Raw genomic sequence first — 22,453 nt, forward strand, 5'->3', positions numbered from 1 at the left:
CGTAATTACTTTTTAGAATGAAACATTTAAACCGAAAGTAAATACCTGAGGTGAAGGATATCGGCCATTATCCAATCCAAAAACATTAGGGCTTTGTGTACTCGCCCCTACTTCCGGGTCAAATCCTGAATAGTCTGTAAATGTTACCAGATTCTCTATACTTGCGTAAATTCTTGCATTACTTAACCTGACTTTTTCAATCAAGGTTTTAGGGAAAGTATATCCTAACGTGATATTCTTGATTCTGATAAATGAACCATCCTCAATATACCTGTCCGAAATACGGTCATTATCATTTTGGTCCTGTCCGGTTGCCCTTGGGATGTTTGTATTCGGATTAATCAAACGTACATTCGAAACATCGTTTAAACTAGTTCCTTCAATGCTTGGATCTATAACCTCTAACCTTGCTCTGTTATTTACAACAGCTAACTGGTTAGAAAATTCACTTTTCATATTTGACAAGCTGATGGCGGTATAATTCATTACATCGTTTCCATATGAACCATTGATAAACACGGCCAAATCAAAGTTTTTATAAGAAAAGGTATTGTTTAACCCAAAAGTAAAATCAGGCATTGGAGAACCTATGTTAGTACGATCGTAAGAATCTATGATTCCATCAGGCTTACCATCGGGCCCGCTAATATCTTTAAACTTTAAATCGCCTATATAAGTAGTGTTGGTGATATGGAATGATTCCCCATCGCTTGGGTACCCTACCTGTACAGGACTACTCTTTAAATCCTCCAGACTTTGAAAAACCCCGTCTGTTACATATCCATAAAAATTAAAAAGAGGATCGCCCACTTCTGTCAGTGATACCACATCGCTCCATTGTCCGTAACCTTCCAAATGAGCAGATGGAGTTCCATCTAAAGCCACCAATTTGTTTCTGTTAAAAGAAATTTGAAAATCGGTATCCCAGGTAAACGCCTTTTTAATATTATGCGTTGTTAAAGAAATCTCTAAACCTTTGTTTTCAATTTCACCAAAGTTACCCCATGGAGCTGCGAGTGCACTTGATGAGTTTCCTCTTGTACCCATATACGAAGGCAACTGCATATCCATTAACATATCATTCGAAATCTTTTTATATACTTCAACAACAACATCAGCTACATCCATTATCGACAAGTCTAAACCAATATTGTACTGTTCCTGCTTTTCCCATTTGATATATGGGTTTGAAATATTTGTCTGGCGGTATCCTGCACCTAAGCCTGTTTCCATTTTAGAGATACTGGCACCCCATAAATAACCATCAATATCCTGGTTTCCTACTTGTCCCCAACCGAAACGTAGTTTTGCATTACGTAAAACAGGTTCTGACCATTTCATAAATGATTCGTTACTCAATCTCCATGAAGCAGCGAATGAGTTAAAACCGGCCCACCTGTTCTCCGGTCCAAAATTTGAAGAACCATCACGACGATAGGTGTAAGTTAGCATATACCTATTGTCATAATTATAATTGAAACGTCCAAAAACCGAGGCATTAGACATACTGTTAAAGCCGTAATTAATTTGTGGCGTTCCGTCGCCGAGAGCCGGGTTTTGAATATCGTTACTTGGTAAGTTTGTGTTATAAACACTTTCATAATCCAATGAAGACTCAAACATATCCTGACCAACCATAGCTGTACCGCTATGCTTACCAAATGATTTTGAATAGGTCATGTAGTTTTTAATCTGCCAGAAAGTGTATTTGTTATTCTGTGCACGCATTGAATTTATTGACCGATCCCAATTACCATAGGTAACAGCAGGCCTGAACACTTCTGCTTTAGAATAATTCAGATTTAAAGTTCCTTCGGTATGAAATTTCAAATCTTTCAGGATATCAAAATCAAAAAATACAGTACTACCAAAAGCCGTTTTTTCCAGGAGATTATCATCATCCAAAGCTAACCCAATAGCATTTGGGTTTGAGGGCTGCCTGTCTCTAAAAATAGTGGCATAATTACCATCCATATCATAAATAGGCATATCAGGTGTAGTTTGCAGTGCAATACGGATAATACCCGATTCAGAATCTGCAAGCCCAAGTCTTTCATCGGTTTGAGAATATTTAATATTCACCCCCATTTTCAGCCAGCTTTTCAGCTCTGCATCCAGGTTGGTACTAAACGACATACGCTCAAACTCTGTCCCGATAACGGTTCCTTCCTGATTCATATATCCACCCGAAACATAGTATTTCAATTTTTCGCCACCACCACTGGCACTGATTTGATGTTGCTGAACTGCTGCCAGTTGAAAGATGGCATCCTGCCAGTTGGTTCCTTTGCCTAATAAAGACGGATCCTGAAATTCAGCTCGTGGATCATTAGAATTTAAATCTGAGGCTACTTCATTACTGTACTCGGCAAACTCCCTAAGATTCAAAATATCAATCCTGGTATCCTGGTGCTGAACACCGTAAGAACCTCCATAAGTAAACTTGGCATCACCTTTCTTACCTCTTTTTGTAGTAATCATGATAACTCCGTTTGCCCCCATTGATCCGTAAATAGCAGTTGCTGAAGCATCTTTAAGGATCTCCATAGAAACAATATCATTAGGGTTAATTGTTGACAGTGGAGAAACCCCTGTTGTTGGTGAGTTACCCAATGCATCTCCCAAACCCAAATCATGACCACTTGAAGTATTACTGGTCATTGGCACTCCATCAATAACATAGAGCGGTTCTGCACCTGCATTAATGGTACTCTGGCCACGCACCCGAATACTCACTGCACCACCAGGCTGACCCGTAGTAGAAACTGCAGAAACCCCGGCAGCTCTTCCTTTTAGTGCCTGATCAATGTTAGCAATACCGGCTCCTTTTAGTTTTTCTGCCGACAACGAAACCGATGCTCCCGAAAGGTCACTCTTTTTCATAGTTCCATATCCAACCACAACCACCTCGTCAAGCCCCTCAACATCGGGCACCATCTGTACATTTATTACTGTTTGGTTACCAACTTCAATTTCCCTGGCTTTAAAGCCGATAAAAGAAAAGGTTAACTTCACCTTCTCCTGAGGAATCACCAGGCTGTAATTACCGTCAATATCAGTAATTGTACCTGTAGTTGTGCCTCCTATCTGGATAGATACTCCCGGTAAGGGTTCATTTGTATCATCCTTTACCGTACCAGTTATTGTCCTGTTTTGCCCTATCATCACCTGGGCTACAAAAAACATAACAACAACGGTAAAGAGTCGTAGATTTGTTTTCATATAAATTGATTTAATTTGATAATTATTTAAACTAATTGTGCACACATTCATTACATGTTAAAAGAACCATTATTCAAAAATATGTTACTTAATGTAAAGCATTGTGTTGATTTGTTAACTTGTTATGTACCTAAAGTTAACCCGCTTCGTATCCACTGAATATAAAGACTTTACAACCCTAACTTTCTTTATTCCCCCAGGTAACAAATCAAAATAATTGTCATCAAGGATGAGTCCGGACCTGTTATCATACAAGTATAAACCCCTTACCAACGTATTTGATTTAACTACAAGATAAAGTCCTTCTGCTGATTCTTCAAATGAAATATCTATTTCCGGTGATTGAAGCTTCTGTTCTTTCGCAGTTGTAAAAAAATGGGTTTTTGTACTTATTTCTTTCCCGTCTTCGCTTAGGGTCAGAGCCAAAACACAAGACTCCTTTGTAAAACCGTCTATTGATTCTGGGTTAAAAGATTCTAATTGAGTGCTTGTATTTTCCATTATATCAACATTTCGCACTTCACTATACAATATGTTTCCCTTAAAATCCATGAGCTGAATATTCATTTCTGCTTTTTTGTTTTCCTGAAGATCAGAAACAACATATAACTCCACCTCATGTCCTTTATTTACTGCACTGATCATTACTGGCTCAAAAGCCTTTTTTACGGCATAATGAACTGCTTTCCATTTATGATAATAATCGGTACTGCTCCAGCTGGCCACAGGCCAACAGTCGTTTATCTGCCAATAAAGCGATCCCATGCAATAGGGCATTGCCCTGCGGTGCGCCTCAATAGCCATTCGTATACCATGGGCTTGCAAAACCTGGCTCATATATAAAAACTCCTCAAAATTATCAGGGACTTTGTAATACCAACTCAGGTATTCTTTAATGCGCAAGTTTCCAATACCGCTCCGCTGATGGGCAGCCATTACCTCTGATTCAATATCATAGTCTTCAGGCTTTGCGTAAGTCTGTACCGATTCAAAATCAGGAAACGACTGAAAGCCATATTCACTCATAAAGCGCGACTTGTATTTGTCGAAATCTTCAAATGGGTGCAATGCATGCCAAACTCCCCAATAGTGCGTATCTCCTGATGTGGATTCATAGCTGGCGTGATTATTGGGTTCATAACCTGACTGAGGTGAAGAAGGCCAATAATCCGTTTCTGTTAAACTATCCACTACCTGAGGTAGTATATCGTGAAAAATATCAGTATAAGCCCGGTGTATTTCTTCTTGCTGTTCTTTATTATAACGTTTTTTCCAGCCCCATCCTCCTTGTCCGTAATGATGCCAGGCTGTATTTATTTCATTATTACCACACCATAGAACGATTGAAGGGTGGTTGTGTAATCGTGTTACATTATCAATTGCCTCCTGCTCTATATTCTTCAACATGGCCTCATTTCCCGGATACATGGAACAAGCAAACATAAAATCTTGCCAAACCATAATACCATTACGGTCGCATAATTCATAAAAATAATCATCCTCATATATGCCACCTCCCCATATACGCAACATATTCATATTTGCATCAGCAGCATCGGCAACCACTTTTTCGTAATCAGATTTTGTAACACGAGGTAAAAAACTATCGTTAGGAATATAATTGGCTCCCTTTGCAAATACTCTTACCCCATTTAATTCAAACAAAAAAGTCTCGCCTTTATCATCTGCCTCCCTAACCAACTTAACAGAACGCAACCCGGCAGATACCTTCTTATTTGATACCACCATCCCACCAACGACAACCTGCACATTAAAATCATACATTGTGGGATTTCCCAAACCATTACTCCACCACAATTTCGGATTGACAATTTCAAAAGGTACTGAAACCAAATTCATTCCTTTTTTTAACAGCACCTTTTTTACAGCAACAGCACTTTTCTCTTTATCACTGTTTATTACCAATTCTGCTTCAAAACCATCGTTGGCATCTATATTGATTTCGGCAGTTAATTTGGCAAGCTGCTTTGTTACTGAGGGTTGCCTGATATAAACGGATTCAATATTTAAGTCATCCCAGCATCTTAGTTCTACCGGACGCCAGATACCCGAAGTTACAAACCGGGGGCCCCAATCCCATCCATAATGATAACCTGCCTTTCGTGTAAATACCGATATCTTTTTATCTCCCAATCCTCCATTCTCCGATTGGTCGTTTGTTGCCGGGTATGCATAAGGAGAAGCATTGTACAACTCCAGCCCCTTTTTAACGGGGGAATGCAAATATACCTTCAACAGATTTTCTCCTTCCATCAGCATTTTTTTTACATCTACCGACCATTCCCTATGCATATTAAATGCCTCTAATATGAGTTTCCCATTAATAAACACATCCGCATAAGTATCCAATCCATAAAAATGTAAAACTACCTTATCTTTATCCAGTATATTTTTACCAACCGTAAATGTCTTCTGATAAACCCAGTCTTTTTTATCTATCCATTGCAAATCCTTTTCATTGGTCCTGTAAAAAGGATCTTCAATCTGGTTATTATTCAATAAATCGGTATGGATTGTACCTGGCACAATAGCAGAACCTTTATGCTCTCCCTCAACGTCCTCATACGTCCAGCCCTTATTGAGCCTTACTACAGTGTAATTATCAATCGGTTTTTGCTGACAAGCACATATGCCCATAACCCAACATATAAATATCCCAAAATTCTTTATGCTCCTATATATGTTCATCTTGCACTGAATTTTATACCTTATTAATCCTTTCGTTAAGTTCATCCTTAACTTTCTTCATATAACTCTCGTTTAATTTGTATACCAACAAAAAAACAACAGAAAGGCCTGCTGCCACAGCAGGTACAACGCTCATCATAAACCTGATTCCGGTTTGGGATTCTGCTGTTACATTGTTAGGAGAATATCCTACAGAAGCCAATATATATCCGGTTAGAGCAATACCCAAAGTGCTTCCCAGTTTTTGCGACATACTAATTGAAGAAAAAATAAGACCTGTAGCCCTGCGTCCGGATTTCCATTCTGAGTAATCAGCAATATCGCCAAACATAGCAAGCATTAACGGAATTGGTAAACCTGCGGCAATACCTACAACAACCTGAAGCAACAATAACATATAAATATCATTTGGCGATATTGGGTAATATAATAAACTGGCAACTAATGATATGATCATAAATACCATATAAGCTTTCTTTTTTCCCAATGTCTTTGCCATCCAGGTTGCCATAAAAACCCCCAGTATATTTGCCCCTGTCCACACCGGAACCAAAATGCCGGTTAAAGCCTTATAATCAAGATGCCATACATTGCCAAATAGCATTAACTCCTGCTCCCCAAAATAATACTTTAAATAATAAACCGCAGCTCCTTCCCTCAACTGGTTAAATATCACAGTAAAAACACCAACTGCTAAAAGGATAAACCATTGTTTATTATGCAACAAATCTTTCAGGTCTTCTTTTATCGATGATTTTTCTTGCTTTAAAGGTTTTACACGTTCCCTTGTTAAAAAGAAGGTCAACAAGAAAAACACTACAGACAATACGCCAAATATTCCTACTGCCATTTGCCAGCCCAACTGTTCATTATCCCCTCCGAGCACACCTGCCATTTTAAGCAAGGTTGCCTGAACCAAAATACCACCTCCAAATGCAAATGCATAACGATATGAGGCCAACGAAGTTCTTTGAACTGAATCGGAAGTTATAACCCCTATCAGTGATGAATACGGAACATTTACTACTGTATAAATCATCATCATTAGCGAATAACTGACATAAGCATAAATAAGCTTACCGTTTTCGGCAAATCCCGGGGTTGTAAATGTAAGAACTCCTATAATTGCAAAAGGGACTGAAAACCACAGCAGGTAAGGCCGAAACTGCCCCCATTTTGTTTTTGTACGGTCGGCAATTGCCCCCATAATCAAATCATTAAGCGCATCCCAAAAGCGGGTAATCAAAATCATGGTACCTGCCGCAGCTGCCGAAATACCAAACACATCTGTATAAAAGAATATCAAAAAAGTTGTAAACAACTTATAGAACATGGAAGATGCTGCATCTCCAAAACCATATCCTATTTTTTCTTTAAAGGAAACTTTATTTATCATAGATTTTATTTTAGATTTTAAACTCTTTCAATTGCTACCGCATAATATAATTAGTGCTTGCAAGAAAACTGCTGAAATTTATGTTAGCCCACCCACACCCCTCAGTCCCCTAAAGGGGAAGTTGCTCCCGCACAGCGCGTTGGAATTTTCCCTTTTAGGGGATCAAAGGGGTGAGCGTAGGAATCACGAGTTTTCTTGCAGAAATTAATCATGCGGTTACCATACCTTTATCACACAAAAAATTAGTGCGGCAGCAATTAACCTGATATTGCACCAACCTGATAGATTTAATCAAGCAAATGCATAAAATCTTTATTCTGATCAACCAGCTTGTTAATAGTTTCTACACTCAAATGCGAATGCAGCTGATCCTGAGGTGAATTGATACAATAATCTACCAGCTGATCAATTGTAGTTGTAGCCACATGCATGCGTGTGTCTGATGAAGCGTAATAGATAAAAACTTTCCTCTGCCCCTCAGGCAGGCTGGCATCTTCATCAACAATCCAACCATTGGAAAAAACCACATTGGAGACATCCCCTACCCGCTCATCTTTTAAGGGTGCGATAAAATGACCATGAGGTTTATGCGTAATAACCCAGGGTTTCTCCAGATCAGTCATAAACATATACAGCGTATACCTTAACCCTGCCGCAGTATTCCGCACGCCATGAGCCAATTGCAGCCATCCTTTATCGGTACGTATTGGCGCCGGCCCCAATCCATTTTTTACTTCGTAAATAGTGTGATAGGTTTTCGCATCAACAATTACCTCTTCCTTAACTTCTGGATGCTCTATGGAATCGGACAACCCAAATCCAATCCCCCCTCCATTTCCGGTATCAATAAACCCATCTTGCGGGCGGGTATAAAATGCATATTTGCCCTCTATTAAATGTGGGAAAAGTACCACATTACGTTGTTGACCTGTCGTTGATATTAAATCAGGCAAACGTTGCCAGTTTACCAAATCCTTTGTCCGTGCAATACCTGCTGCAGCTACAGCGCTACTGGTGTCACCCTCCGGGGCTTCGGGATCTTTTCGTTCGGTACAAAACACCCCGTAAATCCAACCATCATCGTGTTGGGTTAAGCGCATATCATATACATTGGTATCCGGATTCTCTGTTTGAGGCAGTGTTATGGGTTTATCCCAAAACTTAAACCCATCAATTCCGTTATCACTTTCGGCAATAGCAAAAAAGGATTTCCGGTCGTTACCTTCAACCCTGACAGCCAATAAATATTTTCCATTCAATTTAATTGCACCGGCATTAAATGCAGCATTAAACCCAATACGCTCCATTAAAAATGGATTATTCTGCTTATTTAAATCATAGCGCCAATGCAAAGGCACATGATTGCGCGTTAGCACAGGATTTTTGTACTTGCAATATATTCCATTACTACTGAATAGTTCTTCATTTGGTTTTTGAACCAATTCTTCATGTTCTTTTTTAATCTTTTCTAAACGGGTATTGAAAATATCTTTGTTCATAACTGTATTTTAAGTTTACATCAATGACTACTATTTTTAAACTGCACCAAATCATTTAACAACCAAACATCCTTTCTGGAAAGAAACTCTTTTGCATATTTAGCCGAAGCATGTTCCGGATAAGGAAAAAAGAAATGTTTTAAAGGATCGTTACGCCATACTAAGGCATAACTGATATTTGCAGCTACAATACTGTCGCTCAGCACCCGCCCTAGTTTACTTGTATACCAGGTTGGATCCGGTATGTTTTCATACCCACTTTCTGTTAAAGCAGATACTTTTCCCTTTTCGTTGGCATATTCAATTACAATATGTAATTTTTTTACGGCCTCATCAAGCAATCCTTCAGTATACAGGTCGTAATAATTATCCATTCCTATAACATCTACATACTCATCTCCCGGATACCAGGTAAGGTATTCCTCTCGGGTATAAAAGTTCCTGTCGGGAGAATAAGCAACCAGCATCTGGTCAAGCCCTTTTTCGTTGCGTAAATATTCCACGGTAAAGCGGAATAATTCCTTAAACTCTTCAGGAGTGCAACAGGTGCTACCCCACCAAAACCATGTTCCATCCATTTCGTGCCAGGGGCGAAAAATAAAAGGAACTTTAACTCCGTTGGTAGCAATTACACTGTTTAAAAAATCAGCCAGTGCATCTAAATCTTCCTTAAATGCCTCATGAAACTCACCTCCAGGAATAATCTTATCAACAACCCGTTTATCAGTATTCCAGGAATCAACACGGTCAATAACCGAAAAGGGATGCCAGCTAAAGGTATTTATTCCCCCTTGCCCATAAGCTTTTACTGCGTACTTTCGGATATTATCAAAGGTAATTGTATCAAGATTGGCTTCCACACCTTTTTCAATACCTCCTAACTCCCAACCAAACACAGCCGGATAATCACCAGCAACCCTTTTTACATCTGAATTCCCTTCAACATCCTTCCAATAGTAACCATATGCATAAGTGTCCTGATGTCCAAATAAAACACCATTCCCTTTAACGGCTTTCAGTACTTCCAGCATTTTTTCTTTCTCAGTCACTTTAGCTTTTGGCGCTTTGCATCCTACAACTACGACCATAATAAAAGCAATACAAACAACAATTCTCATAATAATTAATATATTACTCGTTATCAACATTATACCCTAATATCCCCAACATCATTAAGGCGTACCTTCTTCCTAATTCTCTATAACCTTCGGAGCTAAAGTGAACCTTGTCACCCTGATCTGTACACCCACCAGAGGATACAACATGAGCTGTTTTAACAACATCGGGCAACGTTGCTATAATCTCATTCATACTGGCACATTTACCTTCCTGATCTTTATGCACAACCTCTCCTACAATTATCGGCACCTGTTTTGGCTTTAAATGCAAATCCTTCATCATATCCTTATAAATCTTTTTTACATACCCGGGCCATTTTTCATCATCAGTATTTGTTTCTCCCTGATGCAATAATATTCCCTTTATAACGCCGTCCTTTTGCGCCAGTTTTGCCAAATCAATTAAGTGCTTGTATGGATTGCCACCGTACGATTTAATCTTTTCCACAAACCATTTATCAGTGTATGTCGAATCATAGTCCTGATACAAATCCTTATCAAACAACCTGATGTCACAACCTCCAACAGCCACATGAACCACCCCAATGGTTATGTCTTCCGGCAAATTTTGAATCATTGTCCTACCAAAATAGTCAGCTGGCGAAAGCCCCGAGAAACATTGGCATAAAGGAGCTACTGCAGGATACCAGTTCCCTTTCATTCTGTTTAAATTAGGACAATCAACAGATTGCAGCACTTTAAATCTTGATTCAGCAATTTTATCTTCCTCTTCTATTTTCCCCTGTCCTTCCATATTCGATTGTCCGAAACACAGATAAATATGAAAATCAGAATTTTGCGAAAACCCGGCAAATGGTATTAAAACCAAAGCCAACAATACTATTACTTTTATATTCATAACTTGTATTTTTAAAATAATATGGAATGGTGCGTTTAATACATGATAACCTCAACCTGATACACCCCTCCGGCTTTTTGAAGAGGAATCAGGTTACCATCTACCTTATTTCCATTTATGCTTAACGCCTTCACCCCATGTCCCCGTTCTCCATTTACAATATTAATTTTATAGGTAGCTCCCCTAAATTTGCGTGTAAACTGATATTCCTCCATCGCCTTTGGCAAACATGGATCTACAAGAAGCCCTTCATATTCTGGCCTGACACCTAAAATAAATTGGGTGATGGCATAAAAGTTCCATGCCGCGGTTCCTGTTAACCAGGAGTTTTTAGCCTCACCTGGAATATATGCATCTTTACCTGCAATCATTTGTGCATACACATAGGGTTCTGTCCTGTGCAAATCACTGATTTCTTCCAAATAGGCCGGACAAATTTTTTGGTAATACTCCCATGCCCTATCCCCTCTTCCAATCCGGGTTTCACCGATCATAATCCAAGGGTTGTTATGACAAAATATCCCGGCATTCTCCTTATATCCTTTAGGATAGGTTGAAATTTCGCCGTATTCTACTACATACCTGGTAAAAGCAGGATTATTTAGCACAATACCATATTCGCAATCCAAACGCTCTTTTACGGCATCTAAAGATTTTTCACACATCCCCTCATCCTTACCTATACCAGCCATGGTACACCAACCTTGAGATTCTATAAATATCTTACCCTCCTCATTTTCATCAGAGCCCACTTTGTTACCATAAAAATCATAGGCTCGCAAAAACCATTCTCCATCCCATCCTTTTGATTTAACAGCCTCAGCCATCTTGTTGACTTCAGATTTTGCCCTGGCAGCCTCATCGGTTTTACCCAACTTTTCACAAAGCTCCACATAATCGGTTCCGTATACCACAAACAACCCGGCAATCATAACCGACTCTGCCTTTGAGCCTTTCGTATTATTTTCAGTAGTTTGAAACGACTCGTTGGGATTTGTAGAAAAACAGTTCAGGTTTAAACAATCGTTCCAATCTGCCCTACCTATCAATGGCAAACCATTTGGTCCCAAATTTTTGATTACATGATTAAAAGAAATGGTTAAATGATCAAATAAGGATTGCGCTATACTTTCATCATTATCAAACGGAACCATTTCATCCAATATCGAAAAATCACCGGTTTCCTTAATATAACTAACGGTGCCCAGTATCAGCCAAAGCGGATCATCATTAAAACCGCCACCAATGGCATCATTGCCTCTTTTGGTTAAAGGCTGGTATTGATGGTAACATCCTCCATCAGGAAACTGTGTTGAAGCAATATCAATAATCCGCTCCCGGGCACGTTCAGGTACCTGGTGCACAAAACCTATCAGATCCTGATTGCTATCCCTGAATCCCATTCCCCGGCCAATACCAACCTCAAAAAAAGATGCAGAACGCGACATATTAAAAGTAACCATACATTGATACTGGTTCCATATATTCACCATTCTATTTAGCTTATCATCCTTGCTTTCCAGGTTTATAATGCTCAATAAATTCTCCCAATATGATTTAAGCTCAGCTAAAGCATTTTCTACTTTTTCGGCAGTATCAAACTTTTGCTGAATAGCCAACGCCGGCTTTTTATTGATTACCCCTTTGCTTTCCCATTTATCCTCTTCTGGGTTTTCAACATATCCCAACACAAAAATAAAATCCTTCGCCTCTCCTGGCTGTAACTCTACTTCGATATAGTGCGAGGCAACAGGCGACCAGCCATGTGCTTCAGAATTATGCGGCTTTCCATCAAGCACTGCCTGAGGGCCGGAAAGTTCATTGTATAAACCAACAAAGCTTTCCCTGTTGGTATCATACCCATTTATTGGGGTATTTACACTATAAAATGCATAATGGTTCCTACGCTCCTTATACTCTGTTTTATGGTAAATTGTAGAGCCCTCCACTTCAACTTCTCCGGTATTCAGGTTTCGTTGCAAGTTATTCTGGTCATCCTCGGCGTTCCAAAGGCACCACTCCATAAAAGAAAAAAGCTTTAGCTTTTTTACTGAGTCACTGTCATTTGTTAATTTCAGATGATGGACTTCGGCCCAGGTTTTTAGCGGAATAAAAAAAGTACTTTCGGCACTTACTCCATTTTTGACACCTGTTATTTTTGAATAGCTTAAACCATGCCTGCACTCATATTTATCCAGCGGTGTTTTTACCGGTTTCCATCCCGGACTCCAGATTGTATCTTCATCTTTGATATAAAAATATCGGCCACCATTGTCCATGGGTATATTATTATACCGATAACGAGTTAACCTGCGAAATTTAGCATCTTTATAAAAAGCATACCCGCCTGCTGTATTTGAAACCAGACCAAAGAAATCCTCATTCCCTAAATAATTTATCCATGGAAAAGGAGTTTGAGGATTTGTTATCACATATTCCTTATTGGCATCATCAAAATGTCCGTACTTCATTTTTCTATTTTTAGCTATTATTTATATCCAAAAATAGAATACAAGTAACTACGACAGGTGTATGTAATGTTTCTGAAGGGTGCTCAAATGTTAAGCAGCTTACATTTGCCCCATTTATTAGGTAATTAGAAGCATTGCGGGTTGGTTAAAAGCGATCAAAGGTCAGTATCAATGAATATTATTTTAACTTTGATTACTGCCAAATCGCTTTTCTTTTTTCAAAAAAATTATTCTGCCTGCGCTGCTTTTTGTTTAACGTAAGCAGTAGGTAACATTCCGTATTCTTCTTTAAAATATTTGCTAAAATAACGGGGACTATTAAACCCGACTGCGTAGGCAACTTCAGCAATAGTCATCTGACTTTTTTCCAATAGTTGAGCGCCCCTTTTCAGCCTTATGATACGCATAAACTCAATAGGTGATTTACCGGTTATTGATGTCAACTTTTTATAAAGATAAACTCTACTCATACCCAACTCCTTACTAAAATCCTCAACACTAAAACCAGGATCTTCAATATTATCCTCAACAATTGCAATGGCCTTTTTAATCAATTTTTCATCCATAGAAGTTATTTCCACTTCACTTGGATTAATCTCAACATTTTTTTGAAACTGCTTTTGCATCTTACTTCTTTTTTGAAGCAGGTTATTAACCCGTAACAACAACAATTCCATATTAAACGGTTTTGTAATATAATCATCGGCCCCAATCTCCAGACCCTTAATTTTATCTTCATCAGCAGTTCGGGCGGTTAATAAAATCAGGGGTATATGCGATGTTCTTATATCTTCCCTAAGCTTTTTACACAATTCCAAACCATCCATATTGGGCATCATCACATCACTAATTATCAAATCGGGCAAAACATTATGCACCTTATCATAACCTAATTGCCCATCTGCAGCTTCATGAATAACAAAATCGTCATCCAGCGTTTCTTTCATAAAGGTTCTAAAATCCTCATTGTCTTCAACCAATAAAACAACTGGTTTTTCTTTTGACTTATGCTCCCTATCTGGTTCTTTCTCTGATTGGTCGTTTAATGGTTTGTCATGCACTTCAGCTTTTTCGCTTACGGCACTTTCAACAGGAAGACTAACTGTAAAAGTTGCTCCTGCCCCCTCTTCACTCTCCACCCTGATGGTTCCGTTGTGCAGCTGAACCATTTCATGTGCCAGATTCAGACCAATGCCACTACCCGACAAACCAAGTTTTTTATTATTTTCTGCCTGGTAAAAGCGGTCAAAAATATTATTTAAATCTTCCTTCTTAATTCCAATCCCGGTATCAGTAACTGATATATGTACCAAATCTTCCTTTTTGTCAACACTTAATTTCAGAGTAACAATCCCCTTTTCAGGAGTAAATTTTAAGGCATTCGAAAACAAATTCATCATTACTTTTTGAAGTTTGTCACTATCGAAATTAAGCATAAACTGATCAACCTCATGAAGAAATACAAATTCTATATTCTTTTTGCGGAAACCTTCTTCAAAATTCTCCATCACCTTGCTAAGAAAGGCAACAATATTGCCATAAGATGGGTGATATCGCATACCATGAAGCTCCAGCTTCCTGAAATCAAGCAACTGATTCACAAGCCCCAACAGATTCCTCGCATTGCGATCGATTACTTCCAGTAATTTTTGATCTTTCTCAGATTTAACCTGCTCAAGCAACCTTTGCAAAGGTGTTAAGATAAGCGTCAAAGGAGTCCTGAACTCGTGACTCACATTGGTTAAAAAACGCAGCTTCATTTCATCCATCTCATGATTTTGTCGCGCCTGCAACCGTTCCTGCTCCAGGGTAAATTTCATGCGTTCCTTACGCAGCATAGAATACCGATAGTACACCAAAAGCAATATAATAATAACACCATAGAATACAAATGCCCAAGGGGTTGCATAAAACGGAGGTAGCACGGTAATTATTAAAGCGGCATATTCTTCATTCCAAACCCCATCATTGTTTGAAGCTTTTACCTTCAAAATATAATCTCCTGCATTTAAGCTGGTATAGCTCACTTTAGGCTGAGTATTATTCAGGCTCAGCCATTCTTTATTAAAACCTTCAAGTTTATATTTGTACTTTATTTTGTCTGGTATCAAATAGTTTAAAGCAGCAAAATCTATTGAAAAAACATTCATCGAATGCTTTAAAACAATTTTTTCAGTAGTGGTTATTGATTGATCCAACAACTTTGTGTTTTTAATACTTACATCTGGCAAAACATCCTGATTATAAACCTGCAACCCCGTAAATACAACATTTGACAAGGCCGTATTACTTTTAATATCTTTCGATTTAAAAAGGTTAAAGCCATTTATCCCACCAAATATTAATTCGTTGTCATTGGTTTTTAACCCGGCGTTTGGATTAAATTCATTAGCCTGCAAGCCATCTTCTTCTGTAAAATGATAAATAGTAAAACCATACTCTTTATCTCTGGAGGACTTATTAACAATTATTTGACTTAAACCGGTTGATTTACTTACCCATATTGTTTGAAACTCATCCTCTTGTATACAGTTCATAATATGCTCTGGCAAACCATCCTTGGCGGTAAACAGTTTTACATAGCCTGTTTGTGGATCGACAAAAATCAAGCCCTCGTTAGTAGCGATCCAATAGAGTCCCCTTGAGTCTTCAAATACGGCATTTACCGATTTATTCACAAAACCCAACCCCTCTTCAAAGCCTGGAATACGCTTATATCTTTGCTCCTTTGTATCGTATAAATAAGCACCATAGGCTGTTCCAATCAAAACATTACCGTTTGACAACCTGTGTAAATCAGATATATGCTGGGTTGGCATGGTATACTTCCCTTTATTGGGTAGTTTCATGAAACAATCGTTCTTACTATCATAAATTTCAATACCTCCCCCATTGGTGCCTATCCAGATAGTATGTTTTTGATCTTCGATGATTGACCAAACATTATTATTCGTCAATCCCCTGGCCCAATCGCTATTAAACTGATATCTTATAAAACGCTTACCATCAAACCGGCACACTCCTCCAGCATAAGTCCCTATCCACAACCTTTCCTGATGGTCAATAAACAAGCTCATCACCACATTACTGCTTATGGAGGAAGGGTTTTCTTTATGGTGTATAAATGTTTTGTATGTTTTTAAAGTTCTATTATAATAAATGAGCCCTCCTCCGTTTGTACCAATCCACAAATTGCCATTTTTATCCTCAAGAAAGCAATTTACATCATTAAAAGGCAAGCTCTTCTTATCCGATTGCAAGCTCCTGTAATGAGGAAACTTATGAATGCTCTCATGATAATAGCTCACTCCATTTTTATTGGTTGCTGCCCATATAATATGGTCGTCATCTACATACAGATCTGTTATTGAGTTATCGGCTATGCTTTTATCATTATCCGACTGGTATTTAAGACTAACAAGCTCTTCTGAATACTTATTAAGTATATTGATCCCTCCATGATCTGTGGCAATCCATATCAACCCCTTATCATCTTGAATTACCTCATAAATAATATCACTTGTAAGGCGAACTTTACCCATGTTTTTGGAGTAATGGGTCCACGTAGCGGATAAGGAATTATAATGAAACACACCGTTATCATTTCCATAGAACCAAAAATCATTTTCCTTGTCTACAAAAAAACCAGGGGTTAAACTACCCCCTTCTATTTTTCCTGACAAATAAGAATCTTTAAATTTCAGATTATATACCGAATCATCATAACACTCCAGCATCCCATCGCCAAACAGATAATAATATTTATTGTTTACATGCGAAAAATCAACCAATGCCTCTCCTTCAGAACCTTTTTTTGGAAAAACATCTTCCAAAACCCCATCCTCTTTATTCCATTTTTGATAATATCGCTGATCGTGAGTCTTTATCCATATTCCATCTTCCCCATCGCAATATATCCTCTCGATATAAAACATGCCAGGTTTTATCCCTAAATATTTATTGATATCTGTACAAAACTTTTCCTTATGAATGTCATAAACATAATAACCTGTGCCCGTTTGTATCACCAGATTACCCTTTTTATCCTCCTGTATTTTTATAATATGATTATTGGGTAACGAAGTTGAATCAGTTGAATCATGCTTGTAATTAACAACCCTAACGCCATCATACCTGCTTAACCCTGCTTTAGTTCCAATCCAAATAAAGCCTCGTGCACCTTTATGAATACATGTAACCCTGTTGCTAACCAACCCATCAGCACTATTAACCTGTAAAAAGGAATATTGCTGCTGAGGGCGCAACTCAAAAAGAAAAACAAATAATACAACACAAGTAATTACAACTCTATTCATATTTGGAACATTAAAGCAGAAAAACAGTTTTAATAAGTATACTCAAATTTACTTAATATCCGGCACAAGACGAAGCATTAACACATCATGGCTTCCAATATCTGATTTTAGATTGGTTTTTGTAGTACCTAAATCCTTATGGTTATACAAATCCCTTATCTTATAAACGATATGGTCAGCCTTTAATTCTCGGTTCGACAAATCATCTTTAACCGGATGCCTATTCCATTCATAGTCAACCTCAATACGCTCCTTGCTCATATTAACAAAAGCAAAAGCCCATTCTCCATTATGTAAAGGCTTTACCCAGATCTCCAATTCTCCCTCATCGGAGTGGCAATAAGCCTGTATTCCCAACTCATCCTGATTAACAGCAATTACCTCCTTATTAGTCAATGTAACAATCGTTTCTTTTGAAGCAGAACGCAAGTCATTACCCATAATCAATGGAGAAGACAACATTGACCACATAGCAAAATGAACACGGTCTTCGGCAGCTGTCATCCCATTGCCTACCTCCATCATATCAAAATCATTCCAATGGCCAGGACCTGTATATTTCCGAATCTCTTTTCGCAGTTTTATAATTGGCCATACCCCAAGAGAAGACCAGGTACCATGACCCACTTTACAATCCCAACAATTTATAATATCTCCGGTAACCCGCCACATGTGTCCCATTTCTTCACCCCATTTCCAGGGATCATTATCACCCCATTCGCAAATACTGAACAAAATAGGCCTACCTGTTGCATATAAGGCATCACGCATGGTTTGATAGGCCCCTTTTGCATTCAGGTTCTCAGTATTGCACCAGTCGTATTTTAAAAAATCGACTCCCCATTCGGCATAAAGCTTTGCATCCTGATACTCAAACCCACGACTCCCAGGGTATCCGGCACAGGTTTTATTACCGGCACAGTTGTAAATACCAAACTTTAATCCCCGCGAATGCACGTAATCAACAACATCTTTCATCCCATTGGGAAACTTGTTTGGACCAGGAACCAAATTGTTGTTTTCATCTCGCTCTTTGGCCATCCAGCCATCATCAAGTACAAGGTAATTATATCCGGCATCCCGTAATCCCAAATCAACAAAAGCATCTGCTATATCCTTTACCAATTGCTCATTTATTTCAGTTCCAAAGGTATTCCAGCTATTCCATCCCATGGGAGGGGTTGTTGCAACATCTTTAGCCTTTTGACTAAACGTTGTTATTGAAATAAAAAACAACAATAAAATACTTATATTTCTCATCTTACTTAAAAATAAATTATAAAATATATACATTAACAAAACTACATGATAAGTAAGGAACACGTATACATACAATGTTTCTGACATGTGTTCAAAATGATAATTCGTATTAATAAAGAAGCCTCTCATAACATGAGATACCAAACACATATCATTGATTATATGTACATTAAAAATACACTCGCGATTTAATATCAAAACTATTTTGAAACTTCAGAAGTTTTAACGTACTTTGTACGCAAACGATTTAAATATGAATATGCACTTACCAATAGGAATTTCTGTAGACTGTACCATTTTAGGTTATGAAGATGGAAAAATGAAAGTGCTGCTCATCAAAAGAGATAAATTCCCGGAGCCGGAAAAATGGTCGCTTCCCGGTGCATACATTTCAGAAATTGAAACTATAGAAAACTCAGCAAAGCGTGTTTTAAATGAGTTAACCGGTATCCAAAATATTTTTCTTACCCAGGTAGGAATATTTGATGAACCCAATCGATACCCGGATCACAGGGTAATATCTGTTTTATATTGCGCTTTGATAAAACCAGAACAATTTGAACTAATTGCGGGTTCGCATGCCAAACAAGTTAGCTGGCACAATTTAGATGAAATTAAGACCTTACCATTTGACCATAATAAAATGATAGAACATTCTTTAAATTGGCTAAAGGAAGAAATATGGAGAAAGCCTATTTTAAACAGCCTGTTACCAGATAAATTCCCATTAAACCAGATGAAAGATTTATACCAGTTGATTTTGCAGGCGGAAATTGACAACCGAAATTTTAGAAAAAAAGTGATTAGTCAGGAATTGGTAGAAAGGTTGGATGAAAAAACAAAGGGAGGTCAACAACGTCCTGCATTTTTATATAAATTTAAAGAATAGATTAAAAAAATTTGCACAAATTAGTTTACGTACTTTTAACGCTATATAGTTATGTTTGAAATTAAAGATAAAGTAGCCGTAGTAACCGGCGGAGGAGGAGTTTTGGGCGGAAGCATTGCTAACAGCCTGATTGAAGCAGGTGTAAAAGTTGCCATCCTTGACATTAGAGAGGAAAATGTTAACAACCGTGTTGATGAGTTAAATCAAAAGGGAGGTGAAGCCATTGGTTTTGTTTCAAGTGTTTTGGATATGGACGACTTGAAACAGACCAGCAAAAAAATCATTGATCAATGGGGACGTATTGACATTTTAGTGAATGCAGCCGGTGGTAACTTGCCAGGGGCAACTCTTACTGAAGAACAAACCGTATTCGACATGAAGATCGAGGACTTTAACAAGGTTAATGATTTAAATATGAATGGTACGGTTTATCCATCACTGGTTTTTGGTGAAATAATGGCCAGGCAAGGCGAAGGTAGCATCATCACCATTTCATCTATGGCAACCTATTCAGCAATAACCAGGGTTCCTGGATATTCTACAGCAAAAACAGCCATCAATATTTTCACACAATGGATGGCCATGGAAATGGCAACTAAATTTGGAGAAAAAGTCCGCGTTAATGCCATTGCTCCCGGATTTTTTATTGGCGACCAAAACCGAAAAGTTCTGATTAATGAGGATGGAACATATACCGAGCGCAGTAAAAAGGTACTGGCCCGAACTCCTATGAAACGCTTTGGTGATATAAAAGAGCTTAATGGAGCTGTTCAGTTCCTATGCTCAGATGCAGCATCTTTTATCACAGGTGTAATCCTTCCTGTTGACGGGGGCTTTAGCTCATTTAGTGGAGTTTAAGATCACGCAAAGTACATAAGCACATAAGTGCATAATAAGATTTTATATAAAACTATTGTTAAATCAGTATTTTTATAAAAAAAGAAATCTTATGAATGAGAATGAATTATCAAAAATTGTAGTCAATACATGTTTCAAAATTCATATTGAACTTGGTCCCGGACTACTGGAATCTGTATACGAAGAAATATTGTATTACGAATTGTCGAAACAAGGATTGAAAGTAGAGAGACAAAAAGCAATCCCTGTAATCTGGGACACTCTAAAAATGCAGCTTGGCTTCAGAGCTGATTTAATTGTTGAAAACAAACTTTTAATTGAATTAAAGTCTGTAGAAATTTTAGCTCCAGTAGCTTACAAACAAGTTAAAACCTATTTAAAGCTAACTGACACAAAACTAGGTCTGTTAATAAATTTTGGCGAAAGATTAATAAAAAACGGAATTACAAGAGTAGTAAACGGATTGGATTAAAGTCACATTTAATGAACAATTAAGGATCATTAGTCTTATGCCCTTATGTTCTTTGCGAGAAACATCCATTTCCGTCTTGTTCAAAGAATTTCATAAACTTTTTACATGGCATAAACAATTAAAAATATGGCTTTAGAAAAAACATGGCGCTGGTTTGGCGAAAAAGATAACATCTCACTGGATATGCTTCGGCAGATGGGAGTTGAAGGGGTGATAACAGCCTTGCACCATATACCCAATGGTGAGGTGTGGACAATAGAGGAGATTATGAAAGTTAAAAATGCCATTGAAGAACATGGCATGCGCTGGAGTGTTGTTGAAAGCTTACCCGTAAGCGAAGGCATAAAAATTTGCTCTGAAGACCGCCCCCGTCTTATTAAGAACTATCAGGAATCGGTTAAAAACCTAGGTGCTTGCGGTATAGATACAATATGCTACAATTTTATGCCGGTTTTGGACTGGGCACGTACCAACCTCCATTATAAGCTTTCAAATGGTGGTGAATCCATGTACTTTGATTTTCCAACCTTTGTAGCTTTTGATGTTTTTATTTTGAAACGCCCCAATGCAGAATCTGATTATCCTGCAGAGGTTGTTAAAAAGGCTAAAGAGGTATATTCCAACATGTCTGCCGAGGAAGCGGAAAAACTAGCTTACAATATCATTGTGGTCACCCAGGGTTTTATTGACGGAGTGGTTGATGGAAGCATCCCTGACTACAAGGGCTTATTCCTTCAGTTTATTGACCGATACAAAGGATATGGCAAATACGAGATGCGAAAAAACCTTAAAGCCTTTTTGGATGATGTAATTCCAATAGCAGAAGAAGCTGGAGTTCGCTTGGCCATTCATCCAGATGATCCACCATTTCCTGTATTGGGACTACCCAGAATTATCGGACAACTTGAAGACTACGAATGGCTGTTCGAGGCAAACGCTTCGCCCAACAATGGCATCACTTTTTGCGCAGGCTCGCTTTCCGCACGAAAGGAAAATGATTTAAATGAAATAATTAACAAAACTGCTGAACGCATCCATTTTGTACACCTGCGCAACACACTTCTCTTAGAGGATGGTAGCTTTTATGAATCCGGGCATATTGTGGGAAGCCAAAACATGGTAAAGCTAATCACTGCGTTGCTCAAAGAACAAAAAAGACGCATTGCAGAAGGAAGAAAAGATACTAAAATGCCGGTTCGCCCCGATCACGGAATTAAAATACTGGATGATTACAACAACGATTACAATCCCGGATACCCCTTAATTGGAAGACTAAAGGGTTTGGCTGAACTAGATGGACTAATGACAGGAATAGAGTCATTTATATAAAAAATATAACCTGGACAAGCCAAATAGTTCTTTTACAACTTGTCCAGGTTAGCAG

Annotated in this window: 13 protein-coding genes; 4 read left to right on the forward strand and 9 right to left on the reverse strand. The window is 38.2% G+C overall.

Features of this window, described 5'->3' with window-relative positions:
* Positions 1–12: 12 nt before the first annotated feature.
* The 9 genes from OM074_RS12115 to OM074_RS12155 form a co-directional block, all read right to left on the reverse strand.
* Positions 13–3,222 carry a SusC/RagA family TonB-linked outer membrane protein gene (locus OM074_RS12115; RefSeq protein ID WP_301199751.1) on the reverse strand — a complete coding sequence of 1,070 codons (3,210 nt, stop codon included), beginning with the start codon at positions 3,220–3,222 and terminating at the stop codon, positions 13–15.
* Positions 3,223–3,336: 114 nt separating this feature from the next.
* Positions 3,337–5,931 carry a beta-mannosidase gene (locus OM074_RS12120; protein ID WP_301199753.1) on the reverse strand — a complete coding sequence of 865 codons (2,595 nt, stop codon included), beginning with the start codon at positions 5,929–5,931 and terminating at the stop codon, positions 3,337–3,339.
* A 13-nt stretch (positions 5,932–5,944) separates the two neighbouring features.
* On the reverse strand, positions 5,945–7,327 hold the full coding sequence (locus tag OM074_RS12125) for an MFS transporter (RefSeq protein WP_301199755.1): 1,383 nt from the start codon (positions 7,325–7,327) through the stop codon (positions 5,945–5,947).
* A gap of 287 nt (positions 7,328–7,614) precedes the next feature.
* Positions 7,615–8,826, reverse strand: coding sequence for a glycoside hydrolase family 130 protein (locus OM074_RS12130; protein WP_301199756.1), 1,212 nt, complete (start codon positions 8,824–8,826; stop codon positions 7,615–7,617).
* A 20-nt stretch (positions 8,827–8,846) separates the two neighbouring features.
* Positions 8,847–9,944 (reverse strand): glycoside hydrolase family 26 protein, encoded by a 1,098-nt coding sequence (locus OM074_RS12135; protein WP_301199758.1) that lies wholly within the window; start codon positions 9,942–9,944, stop codon positions 8,847–8,849.
* A 13-nt stretch (positions 9,945–9,957) separates the two neighbouring features.
* Entirely contained in the window at positions 9,958–10,803 is an 846-nt protein-coding gene (locus tag OM074_RS12140; protein WP_301199760.1) for a sialate O-acetylesterase, read from the reverse strand.
* Positions 10,804–10,838: 35 nt separating this feature from the next.
* Positions 10,839–13,274, reverse strand: coding sequence for a glycoside hydrolase family 94 protein (locus OM074_RS12145; RefSeq protein WP_301199762.1), 2,436 nt, complete (start codon positions 13,272–13,274; stop codon positions 10,839–10,841).
* A 227-nt stretch (positions 13,275–13,501) separates the two neighbouring features.
* On the reverse strand, positions 13,502–17,590 hold the full coding sequence (locus OM074_RS12150; RefSeq protein WP_301199764.1) for a hybrid sensor histidine kinase/response regulator transcription factor: 4,089 nt from the start codon (positions 17,588–17,590) through the stop codon (positions 13,502–13,504).
* A gap of 48 nt (positions 17,591–17,638) precedes the next feature.
* On the reverse strand, positions 17,639–18,850 hold the full coding sequence (locus tag OM074_RS12155; RefSeq protein ID WP_301199766.1) for a glycoside hydrolase family 27 protein: 1,212 nt from the start codon (positions 18,848–18,850) through the stop codon (positions 17,639–17,641).
* 253 nt (positions 18,851–19,103) lie between these two features.
* Here OM074_RS12155 and OM074_RS12160 point away from each other — a divergent pair, with 253 nt between their 5' ends.
* The 4 genes from OM074_RS12160 (at position 19,104) to uxuA (ending at position 22,398) form a co-directional block, all read left to right on the forward strand.
* Positions 19,104–19,739: an NUDIX hydrolase gene (locus OM074_RS12160; protein WP_301199768.1), complete on the forward strand. Its 636-nt coding sequence runs from the start codon at positions 19,104–19,106 to the stop codon at positions 19,737–19,739.
* Positions 19,740–19,790: 51 nt separating this feature from the next.
* Positions 19,791–20,597: an SDR family oxidoreductase gene (locus tag OM074_RS12165; RefSeq protein ID WP_301199769.1), complete on the forward strand. Its 807-nt coding sequence runs from the start codon at positions 19,791–19,793 to the stop codon at positions 20,595–20,597.
* Between the two features lie 91 nt (positions 20,598–20,688).
* Complete coding sequence (locus OM074_RS12170; protein ID WP_301199770.1) at positions 20,689–21,069, forward strand: GxxExxY protein; 381 nt, start codon at positions 20,689–20,691, stop codon at positions 21,067–21,069.
* A 126-nt stretch (positions 21,070–21,195) separates the two neighbouring features.
* Complete coding sequence (gene uxuA, locus OM074_RS12175; protein ID WP_301199772.1) at positions 21,196–22,398, forward strand: mannonate dehydratase; 1,203 nt, start codon at positions 21,196–21,198, stop codon at positions 22,396–22,398.
* Positions 22,399–22,453 lie beyond the last annotated feature (55 nt).

Source organism: Plebeiibacterium marinum, from assembly GCF_026013615.1.
In the GTDB taxonomy this organism is placed as follows: Bacteria; Bacteroidota; Bacteroidia; order Bacteroidales; family Marinilabiliaceae; genus Saccharicrinis; species Saccharicrinis marinus_A.

Excerpts from the sequence above, each read along its gene's own strand:
- OM074_RS12115 (WP_301199751.1), bottom strand. The coding sequence starts at position 3,222 with ATGAAAACAAATCTACGACTCTTTACCGTTGTTGTTATGTTTTTTGTA.
- OM074_RS12145 (WP_301199762.1), bottom strand. The coding sequence starts at position 13,274 with ATGAAGTACGGACATTTTGATGATGCCAATAAGGAATATGTGATAACA.
- OM074_RS12120 (WP_301199753.1), bottom strand. The coding sequence starts at position 5,931 with ATGAACATATATAGGAGCATAAAGAATTTTGGGATATTTATATGTTGG.
- OM074_RS12140 (WP_301199760.1), bottom strand. The coding sequence starts at position 10,803 with ATGAATATAAAAGTAATAGTATTGTTGGCTTTGGTTTTAATACCATTT.
- OM074_RS12130 (WP_301199756.1), bottom strand. The coding sequence starts at position 8,826 with ATGAACAAAGATATTTTCAATACCCGTTTAGAAAAGATTAAAAAAGAA.
- OM074_RS12160 (WP_301199768.1), top strand. The coding sequence starts at position 19,104 with ATGAATATGCACTTACCAATAGGAATTTCTGTAGACTGTACCATTTTA.
- uxuA (WP_301199772.1), top strand. The coding sequence starts at position 21,196 with ATGGCTTTAGAAAAAACATGGCGCTGGTTTGGCGAAAAAGATAACATC.
- OM074_RS12165 (WP_301199769.1), top strand. The coding sequence starts at position 19,791 with ATGTTTGAAATTAAAGATAAAGTAGCCGTAGTAACCGGCGGAGGAGGA.
- OM074_RS12135 (WP_301199758.1), bottom strand. The coding sequence starts at position 9,944 with ATGAGAATTGTTGTTTGTATTGCTTTTATTATGGTCGTAGTTGTAGGA.
- OM074_RS12170 (WP_301199770.1), top strand. The coding sequence starts at position 20,689 with ATGAATGAGAATGAATTATCAAAAATTGTAGTCAATACATGTTTCAAA.
- OM074_RS12155 (WP_301199766.1), bottom strand. The coding sequence starts at position 18,850 with ATGAGAAATATAAGTATTTTATTGTTGTTTTTTATTTCAATAACAACG.
- OM074_RS12125 (WP_301199755.1), bottom strand. The coding sequence starts at position 7,327 with ATGATAAATAAAGTTTCCTTTAAAGAAAAAATAGGATATGGTTTTGGA.
- OM074_RS12150 (WP_301199764.1), bottom strand. The coding sequence starts at position 17,590 with ATGAATAGAGTTGTAATTACTTGTGTTGTATTATTTGTTTTTCTTTTT.